Source organism: Picosynechococcus sp. NKBG042902 (genome assembly GCF_963864045.1).
GTDB lineage: Bacteria > Cyanobacteriota > Cyanobacteriia > Cyanobacteriales > MRBY01 > MRBY01.
In genome coordinates, this window is sequence record NZ_CAWLTV010000076.1 from 199,686 (window position 1) to 225,341 (window position 25,656).

Here is a 25,656-nt window from a genome sequence, read left to right on the forward strand (position 1 = left end):
TTGCGGCAAAAACTTCCACAATAGGGAACGTTCTTTAGCACCAAATTAAGGTTGTTGTTGTGCCTGAAACCCCGGCCCATGTGCGAATTTTGCAACAGTCCTGGCAGCAGGGCAAAATCATTGGCGAAGTGCAAGCGGGTTCCTACCAATGGGAATTTCAGTGGCATTTCCGCCAGGGAAAATTGCGGGTACATCCGACCCTCGGCCGCGCCTTAATTTACGAACCCCTGGGCAGATTTTTGGAGCAGAGTGATTATCGTCTGGAACCAGGCGGCGATTATCAGTTCACCCTCCGGTCACGACTATAAAGTTCCTCCAACTCCTTTTCGGATTAATTGTGGGGAGACTGAAATTTAGATAGTGACACGGTAACCCAATCAAAAAATCTTGTTACACATCGCCGCAGCGGTCTAAGTCCCTTGGAGATCCGGGGTAAAATAACCACAGACCGCACCATTCGTGCTAAAGGACATTGGCAATGCAGAAAGTATTATTTCTGTTTGGAGAATTAAATGATGATGATATTGACTGGCTTATCACTGCCGGTAAGATTGCCAAAATTCCGCCGCAAACAGTTTTAATCCAGGAAAATCAACCCCTGGAAAATTTCTATATTCTCCTCGATGGCTCGGTATCGGTTTTCATTGACCTCATGGGAGTGACAAAGGATATTGCGGTGCTCCAGAGTGGGGAAGTTTTTGGGGAACTGTCTTTTATTGATCAGCAGTTACCCAGTGCTAGTGTCAAAACCTGCGGTGAATGCTTATTACTGGCCGTATCCCAAGACAAAATTTCCGACCGCCTGAATCAAGACATTGGCTTTTCGGCGCGATTTAATCGGGCGATCGCCACCTTTTTAGCGAGTCGTCTCCGGAATACAGTGCGTCACCTCGGCGAGGATAAAGATTTTGTGTTTAATCAAAGTCGCGCTACCGAAGCCGTGCCCAGCATGATTCAAGAAAATCTCAATGTCGCTACCACCCGCTTTGATTGGTTGCTACGCCGGGTACAATCCCAAACGGCGCCGGAAAATCCTGTTTAACGCTCTCCGCCAGGTAAAAGCAGTTTGAAGTATGGTGTGATAAAAATTTTAGAATCTTATGGTCATGGGCTATTGGTACGCGGGGGCTTGGTACGAGGGGACAGAACTGACTCTCCCGGTTAGTGATCCGAGTTTTTTATTTGGGGCGACCCTCTTTACGACCCTCCGGGTTCACCAAAATTCCCTCACGGATCCCCGCAGTCTGTGGTCTCACCATGGCGATCGCCTCCGCCACAGCATCAAAACTTTGCAATGGCCAGCACCCGATTGGGAGCGCATTAACCAGGGTGCCCAAAAAGTGGCCACCGTTGCGCCCGTGGTGCGGGTGACAATCCTCCATGATGGCCGCGAACTGATCCTCGGTCGTCCACTGCCGGGACATTTAGCCCAACAGCAGCAGCAGGGAATCCAAGGTTGGTTGGCCCAAGGCCCCTATTTCCAGAGACCCCAGGCGGATTTTAAAACAGGCAATTACCTCAGCGCGTGGCAGGCCCGTCAACGGGCGATCGCCTTGGGGACAGGAGAAGCCATTCTGCAAGCTCCCGGCGGCCACTGGCTCGAAACCGCCACCGGAAATTTATGGGGTTTTAAACAAGGCACTTGGTACACGCCACCCCTGGGGGGAATTTTGCCTGGGGTGATGCGATCGCACCTCCTAGGGCAATTGCAAAATCAGCAACTCCCCGTCCAGGAAATTCCTTGGGACATTGATCTGATCCAAACCTTCGAGGCGATCGCCTACAGCAACAGCGTCGTGGGCTTGATTCCGTTCCAAGCAATTCAGGGAGTTGATTTTTCCTTAAACGCTCTCCAAATCAACCATCCAGCCCTGCGCCACCTCCAGCATTTGAGCGGTCAACTGGTCGTGTAATCCAGGTAAATCCCGAAAAAGCATTGAGAAAAATCTTAAAATACTTAAAATAAAGTAACAAGCCGTAATAAAAACGCGATTAATTTTCATAATTAGCGGCCCCTGCTGGCTTCATTATTTTCAGAAATTTCTATGAATCATTTCTTGCCTCGTCCCCTGCTCCGTAGTCTTTTCGCGGTCTGTTTGGCGGTGATGACCTGGGCGATCGCCCCCGCTGCCTTCGCCGTTAACAACCCTGAACTGCTCCCCGATTATGAAACGCCGGTCGTGGATTTGGCGAACTTCCTCCCCCAGCTCCAGGAAGAAAATCTCGTGACGGATCTGAACAATTTTGAAGCAGAAACGGGCTGGAAAATGCGCGTCTTAACTCAATTTGACCGCAGTCCCGGACGGGCCGTAAAGGAATACTGGGGTCTCGATGATAAAAGTATTTTGCTCGTCGCCGATGGTCGGGGGGGCAACCTCTTGGCCTTTAGCATTGGTGATGATGTTTATGAGCTAATGCCCCGCACCTTCTGGATCGAACTCCAGACCCGCTTCGGCAATATGTACTACGTTCGTGAACATGGCGAAAATCAGGCGATCGCCGATGCCCTAGAAACCGTTAAAGTCTGTGTCACCAAAGAAGGTGGCTGTATTGTTGTGCCTGGCTTACCCCGTGAACAGTGGCTACTCACCCTCATTAGTTCCGTTGTTGGGGGCGTTATCTGTGGCTTTGCTGCCATTCCCCGCAAAGAAGGTCAAGCCTTTGCCTGGCAGTGGGCCTTAATCATGTCTCCCCTCTGGGGCATCCTGTTCCTTGCCTTTGGGGTTGGCCCCGTTGTTACCCGCACCTCCGATTGGTTACCCCTATTTCGCAATATTCTCGGCTTCATGATGGGGGCGATCGTGGCATTTATTGCGCCGATGTTTAATCAACCGAATCCTTCCGAATCTGAATCCTAAAGCTTATCCCCTTGTAAAATTCAACCTGAAGCCTCTCAGTTCCTTGGGAGGCTTTTTTATCTGCTCGCCCAGAAAAAAACAAAAATTGCAATCAGACTACAAATAGTGCTTTCTGGGGGACAATCATTCCAACTGCACCCATCACTGGTGTGGTATCTCTCAGCAAACTCTTTTAAACTAAACTAAGACCTTTTAAGATTTGTATCCTCTACGCGGCCCCAGCCACTATGCAACAATCTCTCCTTGACCGGATGCCCACCAATCCCATCTTTAATCCCGATGGGAATGACGATATCGCCCACCGTTCCATTTGGTTCGGAGAAACTACCAACCTGATGCAACTGAACGATGTTCGCTACCCTTGGGCGGTGGGACTCTACCAACAGATGCGGGAAAACTTTTGGATTCCCCAGAAGCTGGACATTACCCAGGATGTCACCGACTACCACAACCTGACAGATTCAGAACGCCGCGCCTTTGACGGAATCCTTAGCTACCTCACCTTCCTTGATTCTGTCCAAACCTGTAATCTTCCTCACATCAAAAGCTCGATTACGGCCCCAGAAATTAGCCTCTGCATTGCCGAGCAAATCTCCCAGGAAGGGATGCACAACCAGTCCTATCAATACATGATTGAGACGATCATCCCTAGCGATCGCCGCAGTGCCGTCTATGATTTTTGGCGCACGGATAAAGTTTTACGCGATCGTTGTGAGTACATCGCTAGCAACTACCAACGCTACATTGACAATCCCACTCCAGAAAACTATTTCACGACCCTCGTCGCCGACTACCTCCTAGAGGGGTTATATTTTTACAATGGCTTTGTGTTCTTCTATAACCTCGCCTCGCGGATGTTGATGCCCGGTTCTGCGGATATTTTTAAAATGATTAACCGGGATGAACTCAGCCACGTGCGCCTATTCCAAAAACTGATCCCAGAGGCCATGGCCACCTTTGATCACTCTGTCGATCACATCTATGAAATGGTGGAACGGGCTGTACAGTATGAATGCCAATGGACAAACCACATTGTCGGTAACGATATCCTTGGCATTACAGAACAAAGCACCGAGATTTACACCAAGTATTTAGCGAACATTCGTCTTCAAGCCATCGGCCTCGAACCGTTGTACAAAGGGGATCAATACAAGAAAAGCCCCTACCGTCACCTCGAACGATTCTCAGACACGAAAAAAGAAGGCAACACCAAAGCCAACTTCTTTGAGGCCGGGGTGACCAGCTACGTGATGTCATCGGGAATTACAGGCTGGGATGAATTTTAAACAGACACTGGGGGCGATAATGCAGAAAAAAATCTGTAGTTTGTTGTACTGTTTTTCGTCCCTTATTCTGCCCGCAGTCGCAATGAGCTAAAATTAGCGTTGCATATCCGTTCAGTTTGAGGAGGAGAGGACTATTCCTGAACCGCTAAATCTGACTGTAAGTTTGAGAGGAACTTACGAAGTCATTGACAACAAATATCAAATTTTCCGCTTAACTGGGTTATTGGATGCTTTTTCCGAGCCTGTGTTTAGTACAGCCATCAAAAACCGCATTAATGAAGGCCCCCACGATATTATCCTCTCCCTAGCCCAAATTGATTTTGTGGATAGTTCTGGTATCGGTGCTCTGGTGCAGTTGGTAAAACACACCCAAAACGCTGGGGGAACGATGCAAGTGGTGACCAATCCACGAGTAACCCAAACGGTGAAGTTAGTTCGCCTAGAGAAGTTTTTGTCTCTACGGAACTCCATTGATGAGGCGATCGCCCACCTAGACGAGAAAAAATAGGGACGAGAAAACCATTGTTTGTCCCTGACATTACCGCTGATCAGCTCCGACAATTATCCCCCGCGTCCTTAGCCTATGTGGGGGATGCTGTTTATGAACTCTACAGCCGCTGTTATTTTTTGTTGCCCCCCTGTCGCATCGCGGATTACCACGGTAAGGTGGTGGCGGAGGTGCGGGCAGAAACCCAAGCCCAATATTTAACTCTCCTGGAACCCCATTTAAGCGAGCTAGAACAGGACATTGTTCGCCGGGGGCGCAATGCAGCCACCGGAAAACCAAGGCGTCTGAGCTTAGCTATTTATCGGCAGGCCACAGGTTTTGAAGCCCTAGTCGGATATCTCTATCTCACAAACCCGCAGCGTTTGGCCGAATTATTTACCTATTTACCCCAAGAACGGTCTGGGGTCTGATATGATCGACTCTCTTTTGTGTTTCGTTGGGGCTTTTCCCCTAGGGAGCGCCCCGCCTGAGGTAAGACCAAAATATGTTTGTGTTGATTTAACGGTTGGCTGAAAAAGGTGATTTTGTTGACTTTAAATAACCGGAGTCATACTCTAGGCGATCGCCCCAGCCCCTACAACTGATTTTCCTTGACAAGTTAATACATCTGAACGACCAAAGACTGATTTTTTATGAACAAGCCACATCGATCCGATTCGGGTAAAAAATACGGTAGAGCTGCTGGGGGAAGAGACCGCAAGCCGAGCAAAAAGTATGGAAAAGCTTCTTCCTTTGATCGGGATCGACGTTCTGATCGCCGCGAAGATGGCGGTAAATTTGAACGGGGCGATCGCCCAGCCCCCCGGCGCAAGGGTCAATTTTCCCGACGAGACGAAGGAGGAGAGCGCTCCTTTAAACGTTTTGATAAACGCAGCAGCCAAGGTGCTGGCCCGAATAAAAGACGCCCCATTACAGACCGTCCCAAACCCCAGCGTAGCCAAGGGCCAGAATTCATCCCCCAAGATGCGCCTGAACTCACGCCCCAAACCGCCCCAGAGGAAGTTACCGAAGCAGTCACCCCAGAAGAAGATAATGACCTAATCTACGGCAAACATGCGGTGTTATCAGTGCTGGAGAGCGAACGTCCCCTCAACCGAATTTGGGTCACCTCTCGCCTGCGCCATGCCAATCGTTTCCATACCCTCCTCCAGGCCGCCAAGAACCAAGGCACGGTCATCGACGAAGTGAGCATGTCCCGCCTAGACTACTTGACCAACCGGGGCGTCCACCAAGGGATCGCTGTGCAGACGGCTCCCTATGAATATATGGAGTTGCCGGATCTCATTGAGCAAGCGAAGGCCAAAACAGAATCCCCCGTGGTTGTGATTGCCGACGGCATCACCGATCCCCATAATTTGGGGGCGATTATTCGTACTGCCGAAGCGATTGGTGCCCAAGGGATGATTATTCCCCAACGGCGGGCGGTGGGGGTAACCTCAACGGTGATGAAGGTGGCCGCTGGTGCCCTTGAACATTTCCCGGTCGCGCGAGTGGTCAATCTTAGTCGGGCCATGGAAGAACTCAAGGAAGCTGGTTTCTGGATTTATGGCACTGCCGCCGGAACCAGTAAAGCCTTACACAATATCAAATTTGAAGGTGCGATAGGATTAGTTATCGGTTCGGAAGGACAAGGTCTTAGTTTGTTGACGCAAAAGCATTGTGATGAACTGGTTGCAATTCCGATGACCGGGAAAACCCCTAGCCTAAACGCTTCCGTCGCTGCGGCGATCGCCTTATATGAAGTGTACCGACAAAAGCTTGTACGCCAGGTGCAAATCACCCTCCCGGATACCCCCTAGGGCAGTATGCAAAGTGAGCGCTTTCGGGATAAAACAAGAGTTGTTGGTTTGGATCCAGACAAGCTATCTTCAACAACAAGTATTTTTCCAGTAGACCCATACCTCAAACTTCACCACCACAGGGACAGATATGAAAGAACTTTTGCTCAAGCTCTTCGAGACCATTGGCCGCGCCTATTGGCTTGAAATTACCACTGAGCAACCGGAGTGTACCTACTACTTTGGTCCTTACCTCAGTCGCAAAGAGGCGATCGCCGCCCAGCCCGGTTTCCTCGAAGACCTTACCAACGAAGGCGCCCAGAACATCGACGTAAACCTACAACGGTGTCGTACTCCCAAAGAGCTCACTATTTTTGATGACTCTGGGTCAAAAAAACCCTGATGCCCATCTTTAGCTTTAGCCACTAGCTTCTGAATTATTCCCCCTGGTAATCCCCATTTTCTGTGTGTGCCCCGGCGCTATTCATAATGGGGATTTTTGTCGTGGTTGCGAAGCCGCTTCCCTGAAACCAGGACGCCACAGGGGTAGAAGTCTTGTGATATCTTCATTAGGGAACAAAATCTATAATTCTGTTCATTTCCTAGCAAGTGTTCGAGGCAAAATAGCGTGTCGTTAAATTTTCAAGAAATCATCGCCACCCTCAATCAATTTTGGCGGGATCGTGGTTGTCTAATTGCCCAGCCCTACGACACCGAAAAAGGGGCCGGCACCATGAACCATCACACTTTTTTGCGGGCGATTGGCCCTGAACCTTGGTCCGTTGCCTATGTCGAACCTTGCCGTCGCCCTACCGATGGCCGCTACGGTGAAAACCCCAACCGGGTACAGCATTATTTCCAGTACCAGGTGATCATCAAACCGTCACCGGACAACATTCAAGAAATTTATTTAGACTCCCTCAAAGCCCTAGGGATTCAGCCGGAAGACCACGATATCCGCTTTGTAGAAGATAACTGGGAGTCGCCGACCCTCGGTGCCTGGGGCGTGGGCTGGGAAGTGTGGCTTGATGGCATGGAAATCACCCAATTTACCTACTTCCAACAATGTGGTGGCCTTGACTGTCGCCCGGTTTGTATTGAAATCACCTATGGCCTAGAACGCCTGGCAATGTACCTCCAGGAAGTGGATGCGATCACCAAGATCCGCTGGAATGAGACCACCAGCTACGGAGATATTTTCCTGCAAAGTGAAATTGAGCAATGCACCTACAATTTTGAAGCGTCTAATCCGGAAATGTTGTTTCAGCTATTTTCGCTCTACGAAGCAGAAGCTCAACAACTCATTGAGAAAGGGTTGGTGATGCCGAGCCTTGATTATGTGCTGAAATGTTCCCACACCTTTAATTTACTCGATGCGCGGGGAGTGATTGCCGTGGCCGAACGTACCCGCTACATTGGGCGGATTCGTCACATGGCCCGCCAGGTGGCCCACCTTTACCTTGCTCAACGGGAAGAATTGGGCTTTCCGTTACAAAAGGCGAGCGCCTAAGCTGGAGATAGACTCCGCCGACGAATTGAGGTATTGCGATGCGTACTTCCCTAGGGGCCATTGCCGAGCACATTGCGACAACCATTGGCCAACCGTTTACCCTCGAACAGCAGCGTTCCGTGGGGGGCGGCTGCATTAACCAGGGTTACTGCCTAGCCGGCTCTGGCCAGCGGTACTTTGTGAAGCTCAATCGCCCGAATCAAACGGCCATGTTTGCCGCAGAAGCCTTGGCCCTCCAACAAATGGACACAACCCAAACCATCCGGGTCCCCCGCCCCATCTGTTGGGGGGAAACCCAGAGTAATAGTTATATTGTCCTGGAATGGATCGACCTTGGTGGTGGCAGTGGTGATGCTTGGCAAGCCATGGGCCGCCACCTCGCAGAACTTCACCGTCGGGGTACGGCGGAAAAATTTGGCTGGGATCACCCCAACACCATTGGTTCTACGCCCCAAATGAATGACTGGCAAAGCAATTGGGCTGAATTTTGGGCGGAACAACGCCTTGGCTATCAACTGCGTCTTGCGAGGCGAAAAGGGGGCGATTTTCCGGAGCCACAGCGGATCATTGAAGGAGTACGAAGAATTTTGCGGGATCATCGGCCCCAGCCTTCCCTCGTCCATGGGGATCTTTGGTCAGGGAATGCCGCAGTGACGGCCCAGGGAGAACCGATTATTTTTGACCCAGCGGCCTACTATGGCGATCGCGAAGTGGATATTGCGATGACAGAACTATTTGGTGGCTTTCCGGGACGTTTTTACCAGGGCTATAACGAGGCTTGGCCCCTGGATTCTGGCTATGGCGATCGCCGCGATTTGTACAACCTCTATCACGTGCTCAATCACTTCAATTTATTTGGTGGGGGCTATGGCAACCAAGCCAAGCGAATTATTCAGCAGCTTTTTTAAGGGTGTTTTTAAGGTTTTCCCAAACCCTGAGATCGGCGGGTTCGTCAATGTCCTGGAGTATTGGCAGTAACGCAAGGCTTAGATTTAACTGCTGGCAGCGGGCCTCAGTTTCCGAGAAAACTTGAGCTGTACCCCAGGGCATTTTTGTAAAGAGAGCAGCAATATTTTGGCGCAGACCAATCAGATAATAACCGCCGTCCACTGCTGGGCCAAGGACAACTTCAGCCGCATCTAATTTGTCAAAGGCCGCTGCGAGAATTTCATCGGTAATGCCTGGACAGTCGATACCAATCACCACGGTTTTGTCATAACCCTGTTGCTCACTGGTTTGAAAAGCATGAATCAGGCGATCGCCTAAATCTTGGCCCTGTTGCGCTTGATAATGCCACTGTTCCCCCAGCCAGGCCGCCATTTGGGTCGTTGTACCACCGGAAAAGTAAATCGAAATCTCGATATTTTTCAAAACTTCTACGGTTTTCAGGGTATGTTCCGTCAGGTGGCGTTGTAGTGTTGCGGCCCCCTCCGCCCCTAAAGCGGGAATTAAACGGGTTTTTGTCTGGCCCGGCACCGGGTAGCGGGTGAAGATAATTAGATGAGCTGCTTTGTGACACATTACTGATAAACGGGATGTTGCCCATAGAACGGTACAACCGCGCCCCAAGGCCCCTGGGGGTCTGCTTGCCATTGGGATTGGGCAAGGCTTAAAACTTCAGTCACAGTATCACCAATCGTTTCTGGAGGATCGATCACCTGCAAATCAGGAAAATTGCCCTGACAATCTGCCCAGGCTGTGGGGGTAAATAACTGATCCGGCACGAGGGCGATCACCCCTGTCGCAGTGATTTGATAGATCGCTCCAAATACCGCGCCCCGTCGCGCTGGCAAAGCCACAGCCACCGTTTGACCCAGACAATTTTCTCGGTTCTGAAAAGCGCACCCCGTCGTGGATCGCTGCGCGATCGCCGCTAAGGTCGAGATGCCATAGAGGGGTATGCTCAACTGTTGAGCGAGGGTGCGGGCCGTGACAACACCTAACCGAGTGCCCGTAAAGCCACCAGGCCCCTTTGCCACCCCTAAAAAAGCGATGTCTTGCCAAGCATGGGGCTGGATAAACTCCTGGAGATAGCAATGGAGTTGGGCCGATAAATCCCGTCCCAGTTCCCACAGGGCCGTGCGTTGTTCCCCTGTGACCAAGTTCCGTAAACTCAGCCCTAACTGGGGGGTTGTGGTGTGGAGTGCTAAACCCAAGGTGGGCTCTGGTGCGATCGCCATAGATGTCTGCAAATTGCCACAAATAACAGGCCTTTCATTCTAGGCGATCGCCTGCCGATTACCCAATGATAGGTCAGTAAATTTAGCCTTAGGGATTAGGAATTTTGGCCATTTAAGCTATGATAGAAAATGCTGTCTTTATATAGAATTTTTAGACTAAATTTCATGGCCAAGAAATCAATGATTGAGCGCGACAAGAAACGTGCTCGCATGGTGGCAAAATACGCCGCAAAAAGAGCTGCCCTTAAGGAAGCTTTTAACAACGCAGCTGATCCCCTCGAAAAACTCGAAATCCACCGCAAAATCCAGAATCTTCCCCGCAACAGCTCTCCGACCCGGATGCGCAACCGTTGCCAAATTACCGGCAGACCCCGCAGCTACTACCGTGACTTTGGTCTGTGCCGCAACGTACTCCGGGATTGGGCTCACCAAGGCTTGCTCCCCGGTGTGGTCAAATCCAGTTGGTAGTGACTGGTCTCGGCCCCAAGGGTTAAGACAATTTAGCGATTATTTTTTATATTTTTTTTCGAGGTAAGGCTTAGCTTTACCTTTTTTTGTGGCGAGAGGCGGGGGCAATTTTCAAAAAAGCAGCAATTGTCACCTCCCCTGAAGAAATTCTTTCGTTACACTAGAGGCGTCTCTTGGTGTTTTGTATTGATTCAAACCTCATTGGAGTTACCTAAGGCGATCGCCATGTCTGAATCCGAAAAAGAAAAATTTTTATTCCCCATTGAGAGCTACCGAGGCGACTTCAAAATGGAGAAAGTCATCTTTAATGCCAACCTCCAGGAGTTTGCCCAGCGCGTCAATTTTATCTGCAACCTAGAAACAAACGGCAAAATTTCATCACAACAAGCCTATCAAGAGATAAAAAACCTTTGGAAAACCCTCAAAAGTACCCGCAAAAGCCTTGAACTCCCCGATGAGGAGAACAAAGCCTAGTCTTTTTTGAGAGATTATATCGGCGATCTTTGCGCTACTTTGCCACAAGCCAGAGGGGTAAACTTTGGCTTGGATTTACTGCTAAACCTTGAATATTTTCCTGGGCAAAAACATATTCTTTCCCTTGCCAAATGGGGATATAGGGCACATCCGCCACCATTTGTTCTTGGATTTGCGTAAAAATTTCGAGGCGTTTTGTCGGGTCAGTTTCTGTCCGTTGGGCATCAATTAATTGGTTCATCGCTTCATTCCAATAAAAAGACCCTTGGTTTTGCGCGCCCCCGGATTCACAGCCCGCTTCCGGTGATCCCACCTCACAATTTAAAAGGGGATGAATGTAATTATCCGCATCCAAAAAGTCCGGATACCAGTTCCCCAGGGCTGCCGGATAAATCCCCTGGGCAATATTTTGGAAGAAGGTTGCTCCCTCGACACTGCTGGGTTCAAATTGCAGAAGTCCTTCTAATTCACGGTTGGCATATTCCCTTAGGGTCGTGGCGATAATGCCGCGGGTGGTGGAACCAGAGGGATACCAGAGGGGAATCACCGCTGGATTTTCTGGGGTAAAGCCTGCTTCGGTGAGGAGAGTTTTGGCCTGTTCAATGTTGGCATCACCATAGGTGCTTTGGAACAAGGGTTGCGAAGCCGGAAAAGAAGTCGGAATCAAGCTATAGAGGGGATCCGCTTGGCCATTGAGCACCCGTTCGTTGATCAAGTTGCGGTCGAGGAGAGCGGCGATCGCCTGACGGACTTCTAGCTGATCGAGGGGGGCTTGGTTACGGTTTAGCACCATAAAATTCACCGCTGTCCCCTCTGCTTCTAGGGCTTGAATTTCGCCGCTTTCTGCCTCCCGGAGGAGATTACTCACCTGTTCCGGCTCCAGGGATTGGTAGGCGATATCCACGGCCCCCGTCTGGAGTGCATTAAATAAATTGGCGGCATTGCTGTTGAAAATTTGGATATCAACCCCGGCATTCTTCGCGGTCTCGCCCCAGTAATCGTCATTGCGGTCGAGGGTAATGGTGTCACTCGTAAAGGCCGTTAGCTTGTAGGGGCCAGTGCCCACCAGTTGACTGGGGTTAAAGGCACCTTCGCCGATCTCATAAACCGCGGGGGAAACAGCACTAGCCCCAGCAAAGGCCAATAATGCAGGAAACGCAGCAAAGGGTTGCTTGAGGGTAATGGTCAGCTCATATTCCCCGGTCGCTTCGATATTCTCGATGATGTCCCCCAGTAAAAAGGAAGGTTTCCCTTTGTTTTCCATGAAGCGATCTAAAGAAAATTTCATCGCCGCCGCGTTAAAAGATTCGCCATCGTGGAAAGTGACGCCCTCCCGCAGGGGAATTGTATAGGTGAGGCCATCGTCGCTAATGGTGGGCAGCGCTGCGGCCAGGAGGGGTTTGATCTCCGTGGTCCCGATTTCGTAGGTGTAGAGACTTTCGGTGACGTTGTAGATGATATTTAAACCGGCAATTTCGTAGCTATCGGCGGGATCGATGGTGCGGGGTTTGGCGGTGGTGCCTAGGGCCAAACGATTATTGACATCGGCGCTAATGGTCGTCGTTTCACTGCTGGGGGTGGTGCCGTTGGGATTGGGATTACAGCTCACCAGGAGGGAACCAAAACAAAGGGCGATCGCCGCTGCGGAATAAAATTGCCGGGAATGGATCATAGTGCTTTTGGACAACAGGACTAGGTGGACTTGATCATAGCGGGATTTGACCCCGAATATTGTTGGGCAGACCGGGTTTGGGGATCGAGGACTTGGTTCAGCTTGCCACTGCGGTAGCCCTCTAGGTCTAGGGTGACGTACAGAAACCCATAGCCTTGGAACGTTTTGACCAGGGCATCGAGATCTACCTGGACGACAAAATCGCGAATTTGTTCGGGGGGCAACTCAATACGAGCCGTGTCACCTTGGGAACGAACCCGCAACGATCGCCAGCCCAAACGCCGTAGATAAACTTCACAACGACCGACCCGCTGGAGTTTTTCGGTGGTGATCAGTTCACCATAGGGAAACCGGGAACTGAGACAGGGTTGCGCGGGTTTATCCCACCAGGGCAATCCCAACTGTTTGGAAATTTCCCGCACTTCTAATTTGGTGATCCCCACCTCTGCCAAAGGCGATCGCGCCCCCCGTTCCTTCGCCGCTTGAATTCCGGGGCGATAATCCTGGAGGTCATCGGCATTAACCCCGTCAATGACGTAGGGATAGCCTCGCTCTAGGGCCAGGGGTTTGAGGGTGTCGTGAAGTTCGCTTTTGCAAAAATAGCAGCGGTTGGCCGGATTACTGACGTAATTAGGGTTGTCCATTTCGTGGGTTTCCACCTGTTCGTGGACAATACCAATGGTTTTCGCCTGGGCGATCGCCGCTTCCAATTCTTCCGGTAACAGGGATGGTGAAACGGCAGTCATCGCCACGGCGCGATCGCCCAAAACATCGTGGGCTACCTTTGCCACCAGAGTGCTGTCAATGCCTCCAGAATAGGCAATTAAAGCCCGTTCCGTTGCCTCAAAAAAATGTTGCAGTGCCGTGAGTTTTTCTTGCCAAGCCATGGGTCGCCGCATTCACTGAAGGTTTAGCCTGGGATCTTAACAGATTGCTCTGGTGCTTTTGGCCCCAAGGCGATCGCCATCTCCCTAGCCACCATAGACTTGATCAATCTCGGCCTCAATCTCCCGCACTACTTCTAAGGGAAGCCCCAACTGCCCCAGGAGTTGCTGGTAGACAATGCTCTCTAGTTCATTGACCCCATTGGCCCGAATGACCTCATAACTGAGCTTTAGGGCGGTAATTTTTCGTTTTCCGTGGTTAGGGTATCTGTCAACTGCTCTAGGGGCAGATTGCTCGCCAGATAATTTTCGAGTTCCCCTTGCAGTTGCGCCTGGTGCTGACTGTCGTTGGTAAATTGCTCACTCAGGCGACTGAGGATCACCTGTTTCTGCTCCGGGGCAAAGTTACCATCGGCCCAGGCCATACTGGCGGCGATGCGAATCAGGTTCATTTGCTCCGGTGTGACGGTGGGCGCTTCCCCCAGATAAACCTCAATCACTTTGGGGTCGTTTTGTACCTGATTCATGTTGCCTTCACAGAGCACAGAACCCTGGTGCAGTACCGTTACTTGCCGCGCAATCTGGCGCACAAACTCCATATCATGTTCGATCACGATCAGGGAATGGCTTTCGGCGAGGGCAAGGAGTAAATTACCGACATTTTCCGTTTCCTCGTCTGTTAAACCTGCCACGGGTTCATCCACCAGCAACAGATCCGGAGACTGGGCTACGAGCATGCCAATTTCTAAACGCTGTTTTTCCCCATGGGCTAACCAGGCCGCTTGGATATCGGCTTTTTCGGTGAGGCCAATGGTTTCTAAAAGACTTAGGGTTTGGGTTCTTTCCGTGGCCTTGGTTCCCCCAAAAAGAGTAGGTAAAACGTTTTTGTGGCGATTACAGGCGAGGTCTAGGTTTTCGCGTACCGTTAAATTTTGGTAGACCCGAGGCGTTTGAAATTTGCGACCAATGCCGAGGCGGGCCACTTTATGTTCTGGGAGACCGCTGATGGTTTTACCTTTAAATTTGACTTTGCCTGTGGTGGGTTTAACCTTGCCGGTGATTACATCTAAAAACGTAGTTTTCCCCGCACCATTGGGGCCAATGATCACCCGTAGCTCCCCTTTACCCATGCGGAAGGTGAGGTTATTGAGGGCTTTAAAGCCATCGAAGTTAACGGTCAAATTCTCAATTTCCAAGATATTTTCCATGGCCTCGCCCTACTCCTTTGTCACTAATTGGTCTTCTTGGATATTTTGCACATCGGGATCATCGGCGATCGCCGGATAACTCACTGGTTGTCCGATCCCCAACAGACGGGCCACCTTGACCCAGAGAACATCCCGCACCCAGCCCACAATGCCGTCGGGGAGCACCGTCACCACGATTAAAAACAGCGCCCCTTGGAAAAACAGCCAAATTTCTGGGAAGCTTTCACTCAAATAAATGCGGGCAAAATTGACCAAAATCGTGCCAATAATTGCGCCGATCAGGGTCGCCCGGCCCCCCACTGCCACGGAGATCACCATCTCAATGGAAAAGGCCACTTCCATGTAGTTCGGCGTGATAATCCCACTTTGCACCGTATAAAGGGCTCCGGAAATTCCGGCGATCGCCCCGGCGATCGCAAAAACAACTACCTTAAACCAGGTGGGATCGTAGCCCGTAAACCGCACCCGCGTTTCATCATCCCGAATGGCGATCAACATCCGACCAAAGCGACCACTCGTTAGCCAGCGACAAAGGAGATAAACCAACAGCAAGGCCACAATCGTTGTTTCATAAAACAGCAACTGAATCCCTGAATCCCCGACCCGCTGCCCTAGGAAAACGGCGGTATCTGTTTTGAGACCGTTGGTGCCGTTGATCAGTTTTTGCTGACCATTGAAAAAATTGAAAAAGACCAACAAGGCCGCCTGGGTGATGATCGAAAAATAAACCCCCTTAATGCGATTGCGAAAGACAAGATAGCCCAAGATCCCCGCAACGATCCCCGGCACCAGCACCATGGCAATCAGAGTCAGGGGTAGCGAGTAAAAAGGCTGCCAAAAGAGGGGTAATTTTTCGACGCCATAGAGCATAAAAAATTCGGGAATGGCACCATCAGGCAGTTGCAAACTGAGGTGCATCGCCAGGGCATAGCCACCGAGAGCAAAGAAAATCCCTTGGCCAAGACTAAGCAAGCCAGTGTAGCCCCAAATGAGGTCGATCCCCAGGGCGACGATCGCCATGGAGAGAAAACGCCCCACGAGTTTGAGGCGAAATTCCGGCAAAATCAAGGGCAAGATGACCATCGTAATGATCACCAGAGCAAGGATGATTGCTCCCTCAATGAGAAGTTTGGTGCGCTGTTGTTTGCGCTGGTCACGTCGGGTTAAACCTACATTCATGGTGCTGTTTATGGGCTGGGCTATCGGAACAAGGGCTTATAGTTCTGCGGTTCTGCCTTTCGGCGGGAAGAGACCCGCAGGCCGGAACTGGAGGAAGCCGATAATAATCACAAAGGTCATCACTTTCGCCATACTGGTGGTGGCAAAAAAAGTGGCCAAATCCAAGAGAAATTGTGGGGCTTGGAGAGAGGTAAAAACGGTAACAAATGTGCCAGAACCGATGAGATAGTTGATAATCCCCAAACCGAGGGCCGCCAAAATGGTGCCGAGCAAATTACCAACGCCCCCTACCACGACCACCATAAAGGCATCGACGATGTAGTTTTGGCCAGTATTTGGCCCGACGGAACCCAACAGGGCGATCGCCACCCCGGCAATCCCGGCTAAACCAGACCCCAGGGCGAAGGTCAAAGCATCAACGCGAGCCGTAGGAATCCCCAAACAGGAACTCATTTCACGGTTTTGGGTGACGGCACGGATTCGGAGGCCCCAGTTGGATTTGTTCAAAAACCAGTACATTGCCCCCAGACAGATCAGGGTCAAGACGATGATAAAAATGCGGCTGTAGGGCAGTTGGGCGGAACCCAGGGAAAGTCCCCCCTGGAGCCATTGCGGCGCAGTCACATCCACATTTCGGGCACTAAACCACGGCTTTGTGAGGGCGTCATTTTTCGTCAGATTAACCGCGAAAATCACCCCAAAACCAAGGGCAAAGGCGGCAACCACGTTTAATTTATCCAGCCACGTTTTTAGGGTCGCAGATTGGATCTTGGCGAGATTTAAAGCTTGGAGCACGGCCCAGCGGATCACATCTTTAAGGAGAAAGGCAATGACCCCGAAGGCGATCGCCCAGTTCACACTGCGGACAAACTGCTGCAAAATTAGGCTAACCCCCCAGGTGGCCAAGAGGGTTTCGAGGGGACGGCCATAGAGATAGCGGATTACGCCCCGCTCTAGGCCAAAGCCTACTGCGGCGGCGACAAAAAAAGCCAGGGGAATCGCAAAGATAATGTAGAGATTAAAAAAAGGTTCTCCGAACCCCCGGAATACATTTTGGACCACGAAGGTTGTGTAGGCGCCCAGCATCATTAATTCGCCATGGGCCAGGTTGATCACCCCCATCAAACCAAAGGCGATCGCCAAACCCAAGGCCGAAACCAAAAGCACAGAGCCAATGCTGACTCCGTTAAAAATACCGATTAAAAGTTCTGTCACAGGGCAAACCCACCACAATACGCGCAATAAAACCGCGAGAAAGCCGGATTCTGTAGGGCGGAATCCCAGCTTTCCCGGAAAACATCTGGGCGTTAAACCCTAGATGGCATATTTTTCACCCTTTGTGGGGTCGCTCCAGTCACAGGCAAATCCTTTGGTGGATTCAACATACTGGTTCCAGGCTTGGGGGGCGATGGGGCCGTCGGTTTCCCAGACGATGTCGAACATCCCGTCTTCCCGTACTTGGCCGATGCGCACGGTCTTTGAGAGGTGGTGGTTAACATTCATCGTCACCGGGCCTTCGGGAGCCGCAAATTCTTGACCAATGGCGGCACTCCGCACGGCTTCGAGGTCATAGGCATCGGTCGCCCCATTGGCGATCGCCGCTTCTACTGCCTGCTTCCAGATGTAGACCATGATGTAGGCCGCTTCCATGGGGTCATTGGTCACCCGGTCTTCACCATACTCCGCCTTAAAGTCTGCCACCCACTTTTCATTTTCAGGGGTTTCCACGGTTTGGAAGTAGTTCCAAGACGCATAGTGACCCGTGAGATATTCGGGGCCAATTTGACGGACTTCTTCTTCGGCGATCGACACCGACATGACCGGATATTGCTCCGGGGTGAGGCCCGCATCGCGAATTTGTTTGAAGAACGCAACGTTACTGTCACCGTTTAAGCTGTTGAAAATCACGCCGCCGTTGGGAAGCGCTGCTTTGATTTTGGTGATAATCGGCGTCACTTCAGTATTACCGAGGGGGAGATAGTCTTCGCCGACCGTGGTGCCACCTTTGGCTTCTAACTGGGCTTTGATAATGGTGTTCGCGGTTCTGGGGAATACATAGTCAGAACCGACGAGGAAAAATTCTGTGCCCTTATTTTCGAGGAGCCAATCCACGGCGGGCTCGATTTGTTGGTTCGGGGCAGCCCCAGTGTAGAAGATATTCTTCGAGCATTCCTGGCCTTCGTACTGGACAGGGTAGAACAGCATGTGGTCTTTTGCTTCAAAGACATCTTTAACCGCTTTTCGGCTGGCGGAAGTCCAGCAGCCAAAAACGACGGCGACACCATCTTGGTCAATGAGTTTTTCGGCTTTTTCTTTGAAGACATCCCAGTCGGAGGCACCATCTTCGATGATGGCCTCAATCTGTTTACCATTGATGCCACCAGCGGCATTAATTTCTTTGATGGCGAGTTGTTCGGCTTCGACCACGGTGGTTTCACTAATGGCCATGGTGCCACTGAGGGAGTGGAGAATGCCAACTTTGATCGTGTCACCACTGGGGGTTGAGGTTGTGCTGCCACTATCGGGGGTATCAGGGGTTTCTGTGGGTTGGCCGCAGGCTTTGAGGAGAATACTGGAACCGAGGGCGGCGGAACTGTAGAGAATAAATTTACGTCTTCCGAGATTACTCATGGTTAATGCGATTTTCTCAAGGGGCTTTGGGATAGTGTGTGGGAGGAAAGAAGCTTAAAAGTTTAAGTCGTGTTTAAGCTTTGCAGTGTAAAAGTCCCGCCCCTAAAAAAATGTGACACTTGATACAAAGTGCCGATGCGCTTGATTCAAGGGTTTGTTAATGGAGAAGAATTAATTTAACTTTACATTAAAGAAAATGGACTGCTTGCCCCTGCTCGGTCAGCAGATAGCCCTGAAGAGGCGATCGCCTAACTGGAGAATGTCATCCCGCCGGGGAATTTGCGCCAACCAATCAGGGGGAATATTGTCGAGGCCGTAGTAAAGTCCGGCCAACCCCCCGGCGATCGCCGCTGTGGTATCGGTATCGTCCCCCAAATTCACCGCTGCCAACACCGTATCCTGATAGTTTTCATGGTTTAAACAGCACCAGAGGGCGGCTTCGAGGGCATGGACGACATAACCGCTCGATTGAAGCTCATGGATGGGCAATGTTGCTAAATTTCCGTCAAAAATACGCTGGTAGTGGCTGAGTTCCGGCTTGTAGATGGAATCGCGATAAAACTCTTCGGCCCGTTGTATCCCTTGCTGGTAGGCAATTTCAATACTCTTCCCCTGCAACAGTTCCAGGGCAATGGAAATATAAATGCCGCAGGCAATGAGGGAACGGGGATGACGGTGGGTCAGATAGGAAATGTTGTGCACGAGATCCAAAAGATCGGCGTAGGGCAGTCGCTCACCACAAAAGGCGAGGGGCAAAATACGCATTAAGGAGCCGTTGCCATTACTCCGCTCCCCGACCCCACCTGCTTCCAGGGGATTGATACCCGCTAAAATTTGGTGAATTGCGGCAGCGGTCGTGTTGCCCACATCAAAGGTTTCGCCGTGGGGTGTCCAGTAGGCTTCCTTGAGCCAGAGACCCATCTTGCGGCCCAGATGTTCGGGGAGTTCTTCGCCCAGACCCACTTCGGCGATCGCCTCGGCCAGACAAAAGGTGAGGGAACTATCATCCGACCAAGTGCCAGGGGGTTGATTGTAGGTGCCATAGCCCCGCATCGTTGTCACAGGGTCCTGCTGTCGAGCGCTGCGCTCAGAAAATTCCACAGGCACGCCCAGGGCATCCCCCACACAAAGCCCCAATAATCCCCCGTGAATCTGCACTTGCGTGACCATCAACGATTACCCCCCTAAGTGATCAAATTGCTCAAACATATTGTGGATCAACTGTTGGGTTTTCGCTTCCAGTTTTTGCCAATCCACGGCCCCGGACGCCTCGAACAGGGTTTCATCGATTTCCACGGCACAGCCATTTTCCACGAGGGCTCCGGTGGGATAGGCAACAAAACAGATCTGATAACAGAGATCCCAGATATTAACCGTCGTTTCGATGTGGTCTTTCTTGAGGCGCAAAACGTAGCCAGGGTAGGGGTCTTGAATATCTTCGTACTCCCCAGTCCAGGGGGAATCTTCTAATTGAGCACGGAAATTATCGACGACCCGAATAAAAGCTGGTTGGAGTAGCATTTCGGCCTGATTCCAGGCTTTGCGGGTTTTAAATTTTGGCTGCATAACTTAGAAATTCTCCCAAAAGATACAACGAACCACATAACACCCTAGTGTGGGGGGAGGCGATCGCCTGATCAAGGGCTTCAAATAAGGTTTCATGGGTTTGACAGGAGGCGAGGGCCGGACAAATCACCTGGGCCAACATTGCTAAACTCTGGGGATCGGCGCTGCTATGACCCCCCACTGGTACGAGATGCAAGTGATCCCCGTCTCGTAGGAGGGCTTGGAGGACATTTTGGTGATCCTTGGTGGAGAGCATTCCCATGACCCAAGTGACGGGTTGGGGGAGGGTGTCTACATATTTGCGTAATTCCGCCGCCGCCACGCCATTGTGAGCGCCATCAATGAGAATTTTTTGCCCCTGCCATTGGTGCCATTGAATGCGACCCGCCCAGCGAGTTTTCGCAAGGCCATCGCGCAATTGTTGATCGGCAATTTGCCAACCTTGTTTGCGCAACGCATAAATAGTTTCAATGGCGATCGCCGAATTATGAAGTTGAATATCCCCTAAAAGCGGCAAAAAATATTCAAAATCACCGTATTTCGCTATCCTCCTTCTCTGTCCCTCTCCTGAAGGGGGATAAATGGCTTGGGCGGATTGAATCCAGGTGGCTGGACAATTTAACTCACTGATTTTTTCACGAATCACTTTCGCCGCGATCTCCGGTACTTCTCCAATCACCGCCGGACAATCTTGTTTTAAAATGCCCGCTTTCTCTCCGGCAATTTTATCTAAACTGTTGCCCAACCGTTGCCAGTGATCCATGCCGATGGAGGTAATGACAGAAACGAGGGGGCGATCGCAAACATTCGTCGAGTCCAAGCGTCCCCCCAAACCCACTTCAATCACCGCAATATCTACCTGTTCCTGGGCGAAATACAAAAATCCCGCCGCCGTAATCACCTCAAATTGGGTCGGTGTTTCTTGGTTGGGATCAATGGCTGCTTTCACCTGTTCCAAAACCGTCAGTAACTGCTCGGAAGGAATCGGCTGATTATTCAAACAAATCCGTTCTGTCCAGTCCACCAAATGGGGTGACGTAAACCGCCCGACCCGATAGCCCGCCGCCGCCAAAATGGAAGACAAATAAGCACAGACCGACCCTTTCCCGTTCGTGCCCGCCACATGGAGAATCGGTACTTGGCGCTCTGGATGACCAAGGTTCGCCAATAGTTGGGTAATGCGCGTTAAACCGAGGTTAATGCCAAACCGTTCAAAGGTTTCAAGGAGATTGGCGATCGCCACTTGGCTCATGGTGAATATCAAAAATTTGGGACAATATCCCCAGACTATAATGTATTTGTGTATGGGAAATTTCCAAAATCTGGGTTAATGCTGTTTTACGGAACTCCGCTACTGGCTCGATCTCACAGAGACCGACTGATAAGCCTTGGTCGATGCCTGGCTGTTTGGGAAGAATGTGAAAAAATACTTTAAGCTGTAATTTTCTGACTAAAAAGCCAAGTGAAAATTTTAGTTATTCATAATAGATATCGTAATAGAGCAGGAGAAGACTCTACTTTTGATCAAGAAGTTGCTTTATTACAACAGAGCAATCATTCTATTCAAGTCTGGACGAAGGACAATAAAGACATCGACGTAGGTGATTTTTTAGATGCCATAAGATTAGCACTTAGTACAATATGGTCTAGCAAATCTTACAGGGAGCTTTTAGCGATTATTGATGATTTTAAACCAGATATCATTCACGTCCATAATACTCTACCATTGCTTTCGCCATCCATTTTTTATGCAGCTAAAAAGAGAACAATTCCAACGGTCGTTACAATTCAAAACTACCGTTTGAGTTGCCCTAAAGGAACTTTTTTTCGGAATAATAGCCCCTGTGAGATATGCATTAATAGGTCTTTACTATTTAGTATTTATTATAAATGTTATCGAAATTCAAGATTACAGACAGTAACGGTTGCATTGATGTTACAAGTTCACCGTTTATTGAGAACTTGGACAGAAACTATAACTGCCTATATTGCGGTAAGTCCATTCGTTAGAAATAAGCTTGTTGAGATGGGGATTCCTGCGGAAAAAATTTATTTAAAACCCAATTTTCTTCAAGGCGAGACTAAGCGACTTGAAACTATTGACTTTGGAAAATATTATCTTTTTGTTGGCAGACTAGAAACAGAAAAAGGAATTCTAAATTTATTAAATGCATATCAAAATTTAAAATCTGAATATCCTTTATATATTGTCGGCAGTGGTAGTTTACAGTCAGTAGTGGAACAATATGCCTCTGAGAATCATAAAATTCAATATTTAGGACAAAGAACGCGGGAAGAAGTTATTCAATATATGCAAGGGGCGATCGCCTTAATTTTTCCGTCTATTTGGTATGAAGGTTTTCCCTTAACAATTTTGGAAGCTTATAGTCAGTCTTTACCAGTGATTGGTTCAAATATCGGCTCCGTGAGCTATGCAATCCAAAATGAAATTACGGGTTTAACTTATCCAGCAAGTGATGAAAAAGCTTTGACACAAGCATTATTTTTTATTGAAGCTAATCCAGAAAAATGGCTTACACTTAAGCAAAGAGTTTTAGAAAACTTAGATGATATTTATTTTGCTGATCAAAATATTAATTATCTCTTGGAAATATATCGAAGTCTTATTGAGGCTTAATGGAAATAGATTGTAGTAATGCTCCCATATTTATTAAAGGAAAAAATCATAGCAAGCATTAATAATTTTTCTTTTTATAGAAGGCATGTTTTGGGTACTTTCGATAACAGACGGAGAAGCGGTAAAGATAAAATTTGTTTTAAAGTCAGCACGTTGAAGACAATATTGCAAAGAACTGGGTTGGAAATAAATAATATGCTCTGGGGGTTTTATCTGAGACCATCTATGGCCTTTAAGCTTAGCGCCGAATCCAGCAATATTTGGTGTTTCAATAAAGAAAATGCCACCTGGTCTAAGCAGTTGATAGATTTTTTGGATTAAAGTATTAGGATTGAGTAAATGTTCAATAACATGATATAGGGTTACCACATCATAGTGATTAGAGGGTAATTCTAGAGACAAAGCATCACCCGTAGCAACACAAGTTTCCCCAAGAAGCTGATTTGCTTTAGCTGATGCAATTGGGGATATTTCTGTTCCTGAAATCTGCCAGTTATATTGTTTGGCAACTTTCAAAAAATCACCTGTACCGCAGCCGATATCAAGTAACTTTCGAGAAGATTGTCTTAAAATCTGTGGGGCATACTTTTTGAGTGCACTTTCAAACTGTAAATATCTGTTGGTCGCAAATTCAGTGCCAGACATTAGGCTTCCAGAGAATTCGCTACGATAGGCTTCGGAGTTATAAAATTTTTCTAGTTCCTGTGGTGAGGGTTGTGGAGTGTAATAGATGAGATGACAATTCTTACATTTCACCAGTTTCCCTGTTTTAACGGGGAATAAATATTTTGATTGCTGGGCAGTACAGACTGGACATTGTTCTTGCAGATTCATTTTCTTAGATTAAATTTCTGAGTTTTCTATAGACGCGAGGCCAAAAGCCAAACTTATAGTTTTGTGTAAATTGATCCGCTTTAAAATTAGGAATAATGTACCTAGGATGTCTTAAAGGAAAATTGATAGATTCACTCTTCATATTACTAAAGGGACTATTTTCTAGTTTTGTATTAGTTGCCCTTGATCCAAAACCAATATTAGAAACCAGATTAATTTCTGGAATTATTGTCAATAAATTCTGAGATGATGCCGCAATCATTAACTGATAATCCCAGGCAGGCTTTCTTTTCCTTAGATACATCGCTTGAAATTTATTTATCCAATATCTATACGTATTAGAATCAGAAAAAATAGACCTTAAATCAGACGAATTATTTAGTTCTGGCCAATTTTTCATTTTAAGGTCCATATATTTCCATGTTCGTTTCCATGTTGCCCATCCCCAAATATGCGTATACCGGGAGAAGTAATAACTATATTTTGTTCTTTTACGACCAAATTGAAAGTTATCCCCTGAAATTAATCCTATTCTGGTATCGTTTCGGTAATATCCTAATAGCTCTTCACAAAAACGAAAAAAGCTTAGATTTGGCAAGCAATCATCTTCTAGAATAATCGCCTCCTCGACTTGTTCAAAAACCCAAGTTAAGCCAGTTGAGTTGTTTTTATAACTTCCAAGATTCTCATCAGAATAACGTTTTATAACTTCGCAGTCCCAATCTACGGTATCAATAATTGCTCGGACAGCAGCGCATTTTTCAATATCATCGGGGTGGGTTCCCCTTGGCCCATCGGCGACAACGAGAAGCTTTGGGGGTTTAGCCTGACGAATGGCATTAAAGACCTGCTGGGTCGTATCAGGTCGATTAAAGACTAAAAAAGCAACGGGGGTCTGCATTAGCTGTCTCTTTTAAGATCTCGTAAAGATTTTCCGTATTTATAAATTTTAGTGGACGATTAAACTTGTGGGTTTAGAGACTGTTGTTCGCCAAAGAAGGTAAAATATTTTTACAAAAGCTTTTGTCCAAACGATACTCCAGTTCCACAATTTTAAATGCCACGGACAAGCCAACCAAATAAAAATACTAAAAGTCACTGGATTATGGGCAGATTTTTGCGAGAAAAATTTTTGTAAAGATTGCCGAAAAGTAGATTCAATAAAATTATTTAAATGGTGATGTCCAGTATTTTCATTATCCCAGTTAATAATCACGTCAGGATGAGTTAAAAGCTGAAATCCTTTACGTTTAGCACGATAAGTGAACTCATAATCAGAAATATAATGGGGTAATAATCTAGGGTAGAAGCTTCCAATTTTTTCAAAGGTTTGCCACTGAAGGAAAAGGGCGCTGGTGCAAAAACAGTCCGGAGTTTCATTATTTTGTACTGGGCGGAATTTGAACTGTTGCCAATTGATTTTTGTTCCTTTGCCGATATTTCCTTTTTGATGGCATTCAGCCATAAGTAGTGTATTAGATTTATTTTTGATTTGGCTTAATCCATTTTGAAGAAAATCAGCGTCAAATTCAGTGTCATCATTCATGATTAAGATGACGGGATTATAGTCAAATTTTTGTTTTTTAGCCAAAGATAACCCTGATGCAAGGATCCTGCCCACCACCAGTCACCCGTACCTTGGATAATTGTAAGATTGGGAATTGAGGCTTCGACCATTGTTGCGGTGCCATCGGTGGAACCATCATCCAGCAGAACAAGATGATAGTCTTGGAAAGTTTGTCGTTGAAGATGCCGAATAAAATGTTGCGTAATCGAGTAGCGGTTATGAACAGGCAGCAGGATATAGAGATCATGCATCTTTTGGGTGGAGGCCACGTTGGGCTTGCTTGATTGAAGATATAAGTCTAGAATACCCACCCTTGTCTATGAGTTTTCTCTCTCAGTCATCATTTTTGGCGATCGCCTACTATCGCCTACTGCCTAAAGAACGCTTCGATATAGTCAAAACTTACCTAGACAAT

The 25,656-nt window shown here is 48.6% G+C and carries 28 protein-coding genes and 1 pseudogene; 14 read left to right on the plus strand and 15 right to left on the minus strand.

Annotated features, from left to right (window positions below; all coding sequences use genetic code 11):
* Positions 1 to 59 precede the first annotated feature (59 nt).
* From AACR41_RS14935 to AACR41_RS14985, 11 genes are all read left to right on the plus strand, one after another.
* Positions 60 to 308, plus strand: coding sequence for a DUF3146 family protein (locus AACR41_RS14935; RefSeq protein WP_012306012.1), 249 nt, complete (start codon positions 60 to 62; stop codon positions 306 to 308).
* Between the two features lie 170 nt (positions 309 to 478).
* Positions 479 to 1,042 (plus strand): cyclic nucleotide-binding domain-containing protein, encoded by a 564-nt coding sequence (locus AACR41_RS14940; RefSeq protein WP_030006152.1) that lies wholly within the window; start codon positions 479 to 481, stop codon positions 1,040 to 1,042.
* 64 nt (positions 1,043 to 1,106) lie between these two features.
* Positions 1,107 to 1,913 carry an aminotransferase class IV gene (locus AACR41_RS14945; protein ID WP_223209853.1) on the plus strand — a complete coding sequence of 269 codons (807 nt, stop codon included), beginning with the start codon at positions 1,107 to 1,109 and terminating at the stop codon, positions 1,911 to 1,913.
* 132 nt (positions 1,914 to 2,045) lie between these two features.
* A complete protein-coding gene (locus AACR41_RS14950) occupies positions 2,046 to 2,858 on the plus strand; it encodes a TPM domain-containing protein (RefSeq protein ID WP_030006154.1) in 813 nt (270 codons plus the stop codon).
* A gap of 227 nt (positions 2,859 to 3,085) precedes the next feature.
* Positions 3,086 to 4,144, plus strand: coding sequence for a ribonucleotide-diphosphate reductase subunit beta (locus AACR41_RS14955; protein WP_012306016.1), 1,059 nt, complete (start codon positions 3,086 to 3,088; stop codon positions 4,142 to 4,144).
* 151 nt (positions 4,145 to 4,295) lie between these two features.
* Positions 4,296 to 4,652, plus strand: coding sequence for an STAS domain-containing protein (locus AACR41_RS14960; protein ID WP_041443323.1), 357 nt, complete (start codon positions 4,296 to 4,298; stop codon positions 4,650 to 4,652).
* A 14-nt stretch (positions 4,653 to 4,666) separates the two neighbouring features.
* Entirely contained in the window at positions 4,667 to 5,062 is a 396-nt protein-coding gene (locus AACR41_RS14965; RefSeq protein WP_030006156.1) for a Mini-ribonuclease 3, read from the plus strand.
* A 543-nt stretch (positions 5,063 to 5,605) separates the two neighbouring features.
* Positions 5,606 to 6,451, plus strand: a complete 846-nt coding sequence (gene rlmB, locus AACR41_RS14970) for a 23S rRNA (guanosine(2251)-2'-O)-methyltransferase RlmB (protein ID WP_045441474.1) — start codon at positions 5,606 to 5,608, stop codon at positions 6,449 to 6,451.
* Between the two features lie 130 nt (positions 6,452 to 6,581).
* Positions 6,582 to 6,833, plus strand: a complete 252-nt coding sequence (locus AACR41_RS14975) for a DUF1816 domain-containing protein (RefSeq protein ID WP_030006158.1) — start codon at positions 6,582 to 6,584, stop codon at positions 6,831 to 6,833.
* Positions 6,834 to 7,058: 225 nt separating this feature from the next.
* Entirely contained in the window at positions 7,059 to 7,940 is an 882-nt protein-coding gene (gene glyQ, locus AACR41_RS14980) for a glycine--tRNA ligase subunit alpha (RefSeq protein WP_030006159.1), read from the plus strand.
* Positions 7,941 to 7,978: 38 nt separating this feature from the next.
* Positions 7,979 to 8,848 carry a fructosamine kinase family protein gene (locus AACR41_RS14985; RefSeq protein ID WP_030006160.1) on the plus strand — a complete coding sequence of 290 codons (870 nt, stop codon included), beginning with the start codon at positions 7,979 to 7,981 and terminating at the stop codon, positions 8,846 to 8,848.
* Here the strand turns inward: AACR41_RS14985 and AACR41_RS14990 are convergent.
* Positions 8,829 to 9,533: a TIGR04282 family arsenosugar biosynthesis glycosyltransferase gene (locus AACR41_RS14990; RefSeq protein ID WP_223209854.1), complete on the minus strand. Its 705-nt coding sequence runs from the start codon at positions 9,531 to 9,533 to the stop codon at positions 8,829 to 8,831. The two genes, AACR41_RS14985 and AACR41_RS14990, sit on opposite strands and share 20 nt — an antisense overlap.
* On the minus strand, positions 9,461 to 10,120 hold the full coding sequence (gene tsaB / locus AACR41_RS14995; RefSeq protein WP_030006162.1) for a tRNA (adenosine(37)-N6)-threonylcarbamoyltransferase complex dimerization subunit type 1 TsaB: 660 nt from the start codon (positions 10,118 to 10,120) through the stop codon (positions 9,461 to 9,463). Before tsaB ends, AACR41_RS14990 begins: the two co-directional genes overlap by 73 nt.
* Positions 10,121 to 10,285: 165 nt before the next feature.
* Between tsaB and rpsN the strand changes: the two genes are divergently transcribed.
* The gene (rpsN, locus tag AACR41_RS15000) at positions 10,286 to 10,588 is read left to right on the plus strand and encodes a 30S ribosomal protein S14 (protein WP_012306025.1); all 303 of its coding nucleotides are present in this window, start codon (positions 10,286 to 10,288) and stop codon (positions 10,586 to 10,588) included.
* Positions 10,589 to 10,813: 225 nt separating this feature from the next.
* The gene (locus tag AACR41_RS15005; RefSeq protein WP_045441454.1) at positions 10,814 to 11,062 is read left to right on the plus strand and encodes a DUF7219 family protein; all 249 of its coding nucleotides are present in this window, start codon (positions 10,814 to 10,816) and stop codon (positions 11,060 to 11,062) included.
* A gap of 34 nt (positions 11,063 to 11,096) precedes the next feature.
* Here AACR41_RS15005 and AACR41_RS15010 read toward each other — a convergent pair whose 3' ends face one another.
* From AACR41_RS15010 to AACR41_RS15050, 9 genes and pseudogenes are all read right to left on the minus strand, one after another.
* Positions 11,097 to 12,734: an ABC transporter substrate-binding protein gene (locus AACR41_RS15010; protein WP_030006164.1), complete on the minus strand. Its 1,638-nt coding sequence runs from the start codon at positions 12,732 to 12,734 to the stop codon at positions 11,097 to 11,099.
* Positions 12,735 to 12,754: 20 nt separating this feature from the next.
* The gene (gene larE / locus AACR41_RS15015; RefSeq protein WP_030006165.1) at positions 12,755 to 13,621 is read right to left on the minus strand and encodes an ATP-dependent sacrificial sulfur transferase LarE; all 867 of its coding nucleotides are present in this window, start codon (positions 13,619 to 13,621) and stop codon (positions 12,755 to 12,757) included.
* Between the two features lie 470 nt (positions 13,622 to 14,091).
* A pseudogene (urtD, locus tag AACR41_RS15020) lies at positions 14,092 to 14,826 on the minus strand (urea ABC transporter ATP-binding protein UrtD); the annotation flags it as partial.
* Positions 14,827 to 14,835: 9 nt separating this feature from the next.
* Complete coding sequence (gene urtC, locus AACR41_RS15025) at positions 14,836 to 16,005, minus strand: urea ABC transporter permease subunit UrtC (RefSeq protein WP_030006166.1); 1,170 nt, start codon at positions 16,003 to 16,005, stop codon at positions 14,836 to 14,838.
* Positions 16,006 to 16,041: 36 nt separating this feature from the next.
* Positions 16,042 to 17,220, minus strand: coding sequence for an ABC transporter permease (locus AACR41_RS15030; RefSeq protein WP_030006167.1), 1,179 nt, complete (start codon positions 17,218 to 17,220; stop codon positions 16,042 to 16,044).
* Between the two features lie 99 nt (positions 17,221 to 17,319).
* Positions 17,320 to 18,636 (minus strand): urea ABC transporter substrate-binding protein, encoded by a 1,317-nt coding sequence (gene urtA, locus AACR41_RS15035; RefSeq protein ID WP_030006168.1) that lies wholly within the window; start codon positions 18,634 to 18,636, stop codon positions 17,320 to 17,322.
* Positions 18,637 to 18,855: 219 nt separating this feature from the next.
* The gene (locus tag AACR41_RS15040; RefSeq protein WP_030006169.1) at positions 18,856 to 19,806 is read right to left on the minus strand and encodes an ADP-ribosylglycohydrolase family protein; all 951 of its coding nucleotides are present in this window, start codon (positions 19,804 to 19,806) and stop codon (positions 18,856 to 18,858) included.
* 6 nt (positions 19,807 to 19,812) lie between these two features.
* On the minus strand, positions 19,813 to 20,202 hold the full coding sequence (locus AACR41_RS15045) for a hypothetical protein (protein ID WP_030006170.1): 390 nt from the start codon (positions 20,200 to 20,202) through the stop codon (positions 19,813 to 19,815).
* Positions 20,186 to 21,445, minus strand: a complete 1,260-nt coding sequence (locus AACR41_RS15050) for a bifunctional folylpolyglutamate synthase/dihydrofolate synthase (protein WP_315862009.1) — start codon at positions 21,443 to 21,445, stop codon at positions 20,186 to 20,188. The genes AACR41_RS15045 and AACR41_RS15050 overlap by 17 nt, the downstream gene beginning before the upstream one ends.
* A gap of 219 nt (positions 21,446 to 21,664) precedes the next feature.
* Between AACR41_RS15050 and AACR41_RS15055 the strand changes: the two genes are divergently transcribed.
* On the plus strand, positions 21,665 to 22,840 hold the full coding sequence (locus AACR41_RS15055) for a glycosyltransferase (RefSeq protein WP_045441456.1): 1,176 nt from the start codon (positions 21,665 to 21,667) through the stop codon (positions 22,838 to 22,840).
* Positions 22,841 to 22,873: 33 nt separating this feature from the next.
* Here the strand turns inward: AACR41_RS15055 and AACR41_RS15060 are convergent, their stop codons facing one another.
* From AACR41_RS15060 to AACR41_RS16560, 4 genes are read right to left on the minus strand one after another with little or no spacing between them, the layout of a single operon-like run.
* Complete coding sequence (locus AACR41_RS15060; RefSeq protein ID WP_030006173.1) at positions 22,874 to 23,674, minus strand: class I SAM-dependent methyltransferase; 801 nt, start codon at positions 23,672 to 23,674, stop codon at positions 22,874 to 22,876.
* 4 nt (positions 23,675 to 23,678) lie between these two features.
* The gene (locus AACR41_RS15065) at positions 23,679 to 24,575 is read right to left on the minus strand and encodes a hypothetical protein (RefSeq protein WP_030006174.1); all 897 of its coding nucleotides are present in this window, start codon (positions 24,573 to 24,575) and stop codon (positions 23,679 to 23,681) included.
* A 48-nt stretch (positions 24,576 to 24,623) separates the two neighbouring features.
* Positions 24,624 to 25,265 (minus strand): hypothetical protein, encoded by a 642-nt coding sequence (locus tag AACR41_RS15070; protein WP_152550965.1) that lies wholly within the window; start codon positions 25,263 to 25,265, stop codon positions 24,624 to 24,626.
* Positions 25,223 to 25,492 carry a glycosyltransferase family 2 protein gene (locus tag AACR41_RS16560; RefSeq protein WP_223209857.1) on the minus strand — a complete coding sequence of 90 codons (270 nt, stop codon included), beginning with the start codon at positions 25,490 to 25,492 and terminating at the stop codon, positions 25,223 to 25,225. Before AACR41_RS16560 ends, AACR41_RS15070 begins: the two co-directional genes overlap by 43 nt.
* Positions 25,493 to 25,656 lie beyond the last annotated feature (164 nt).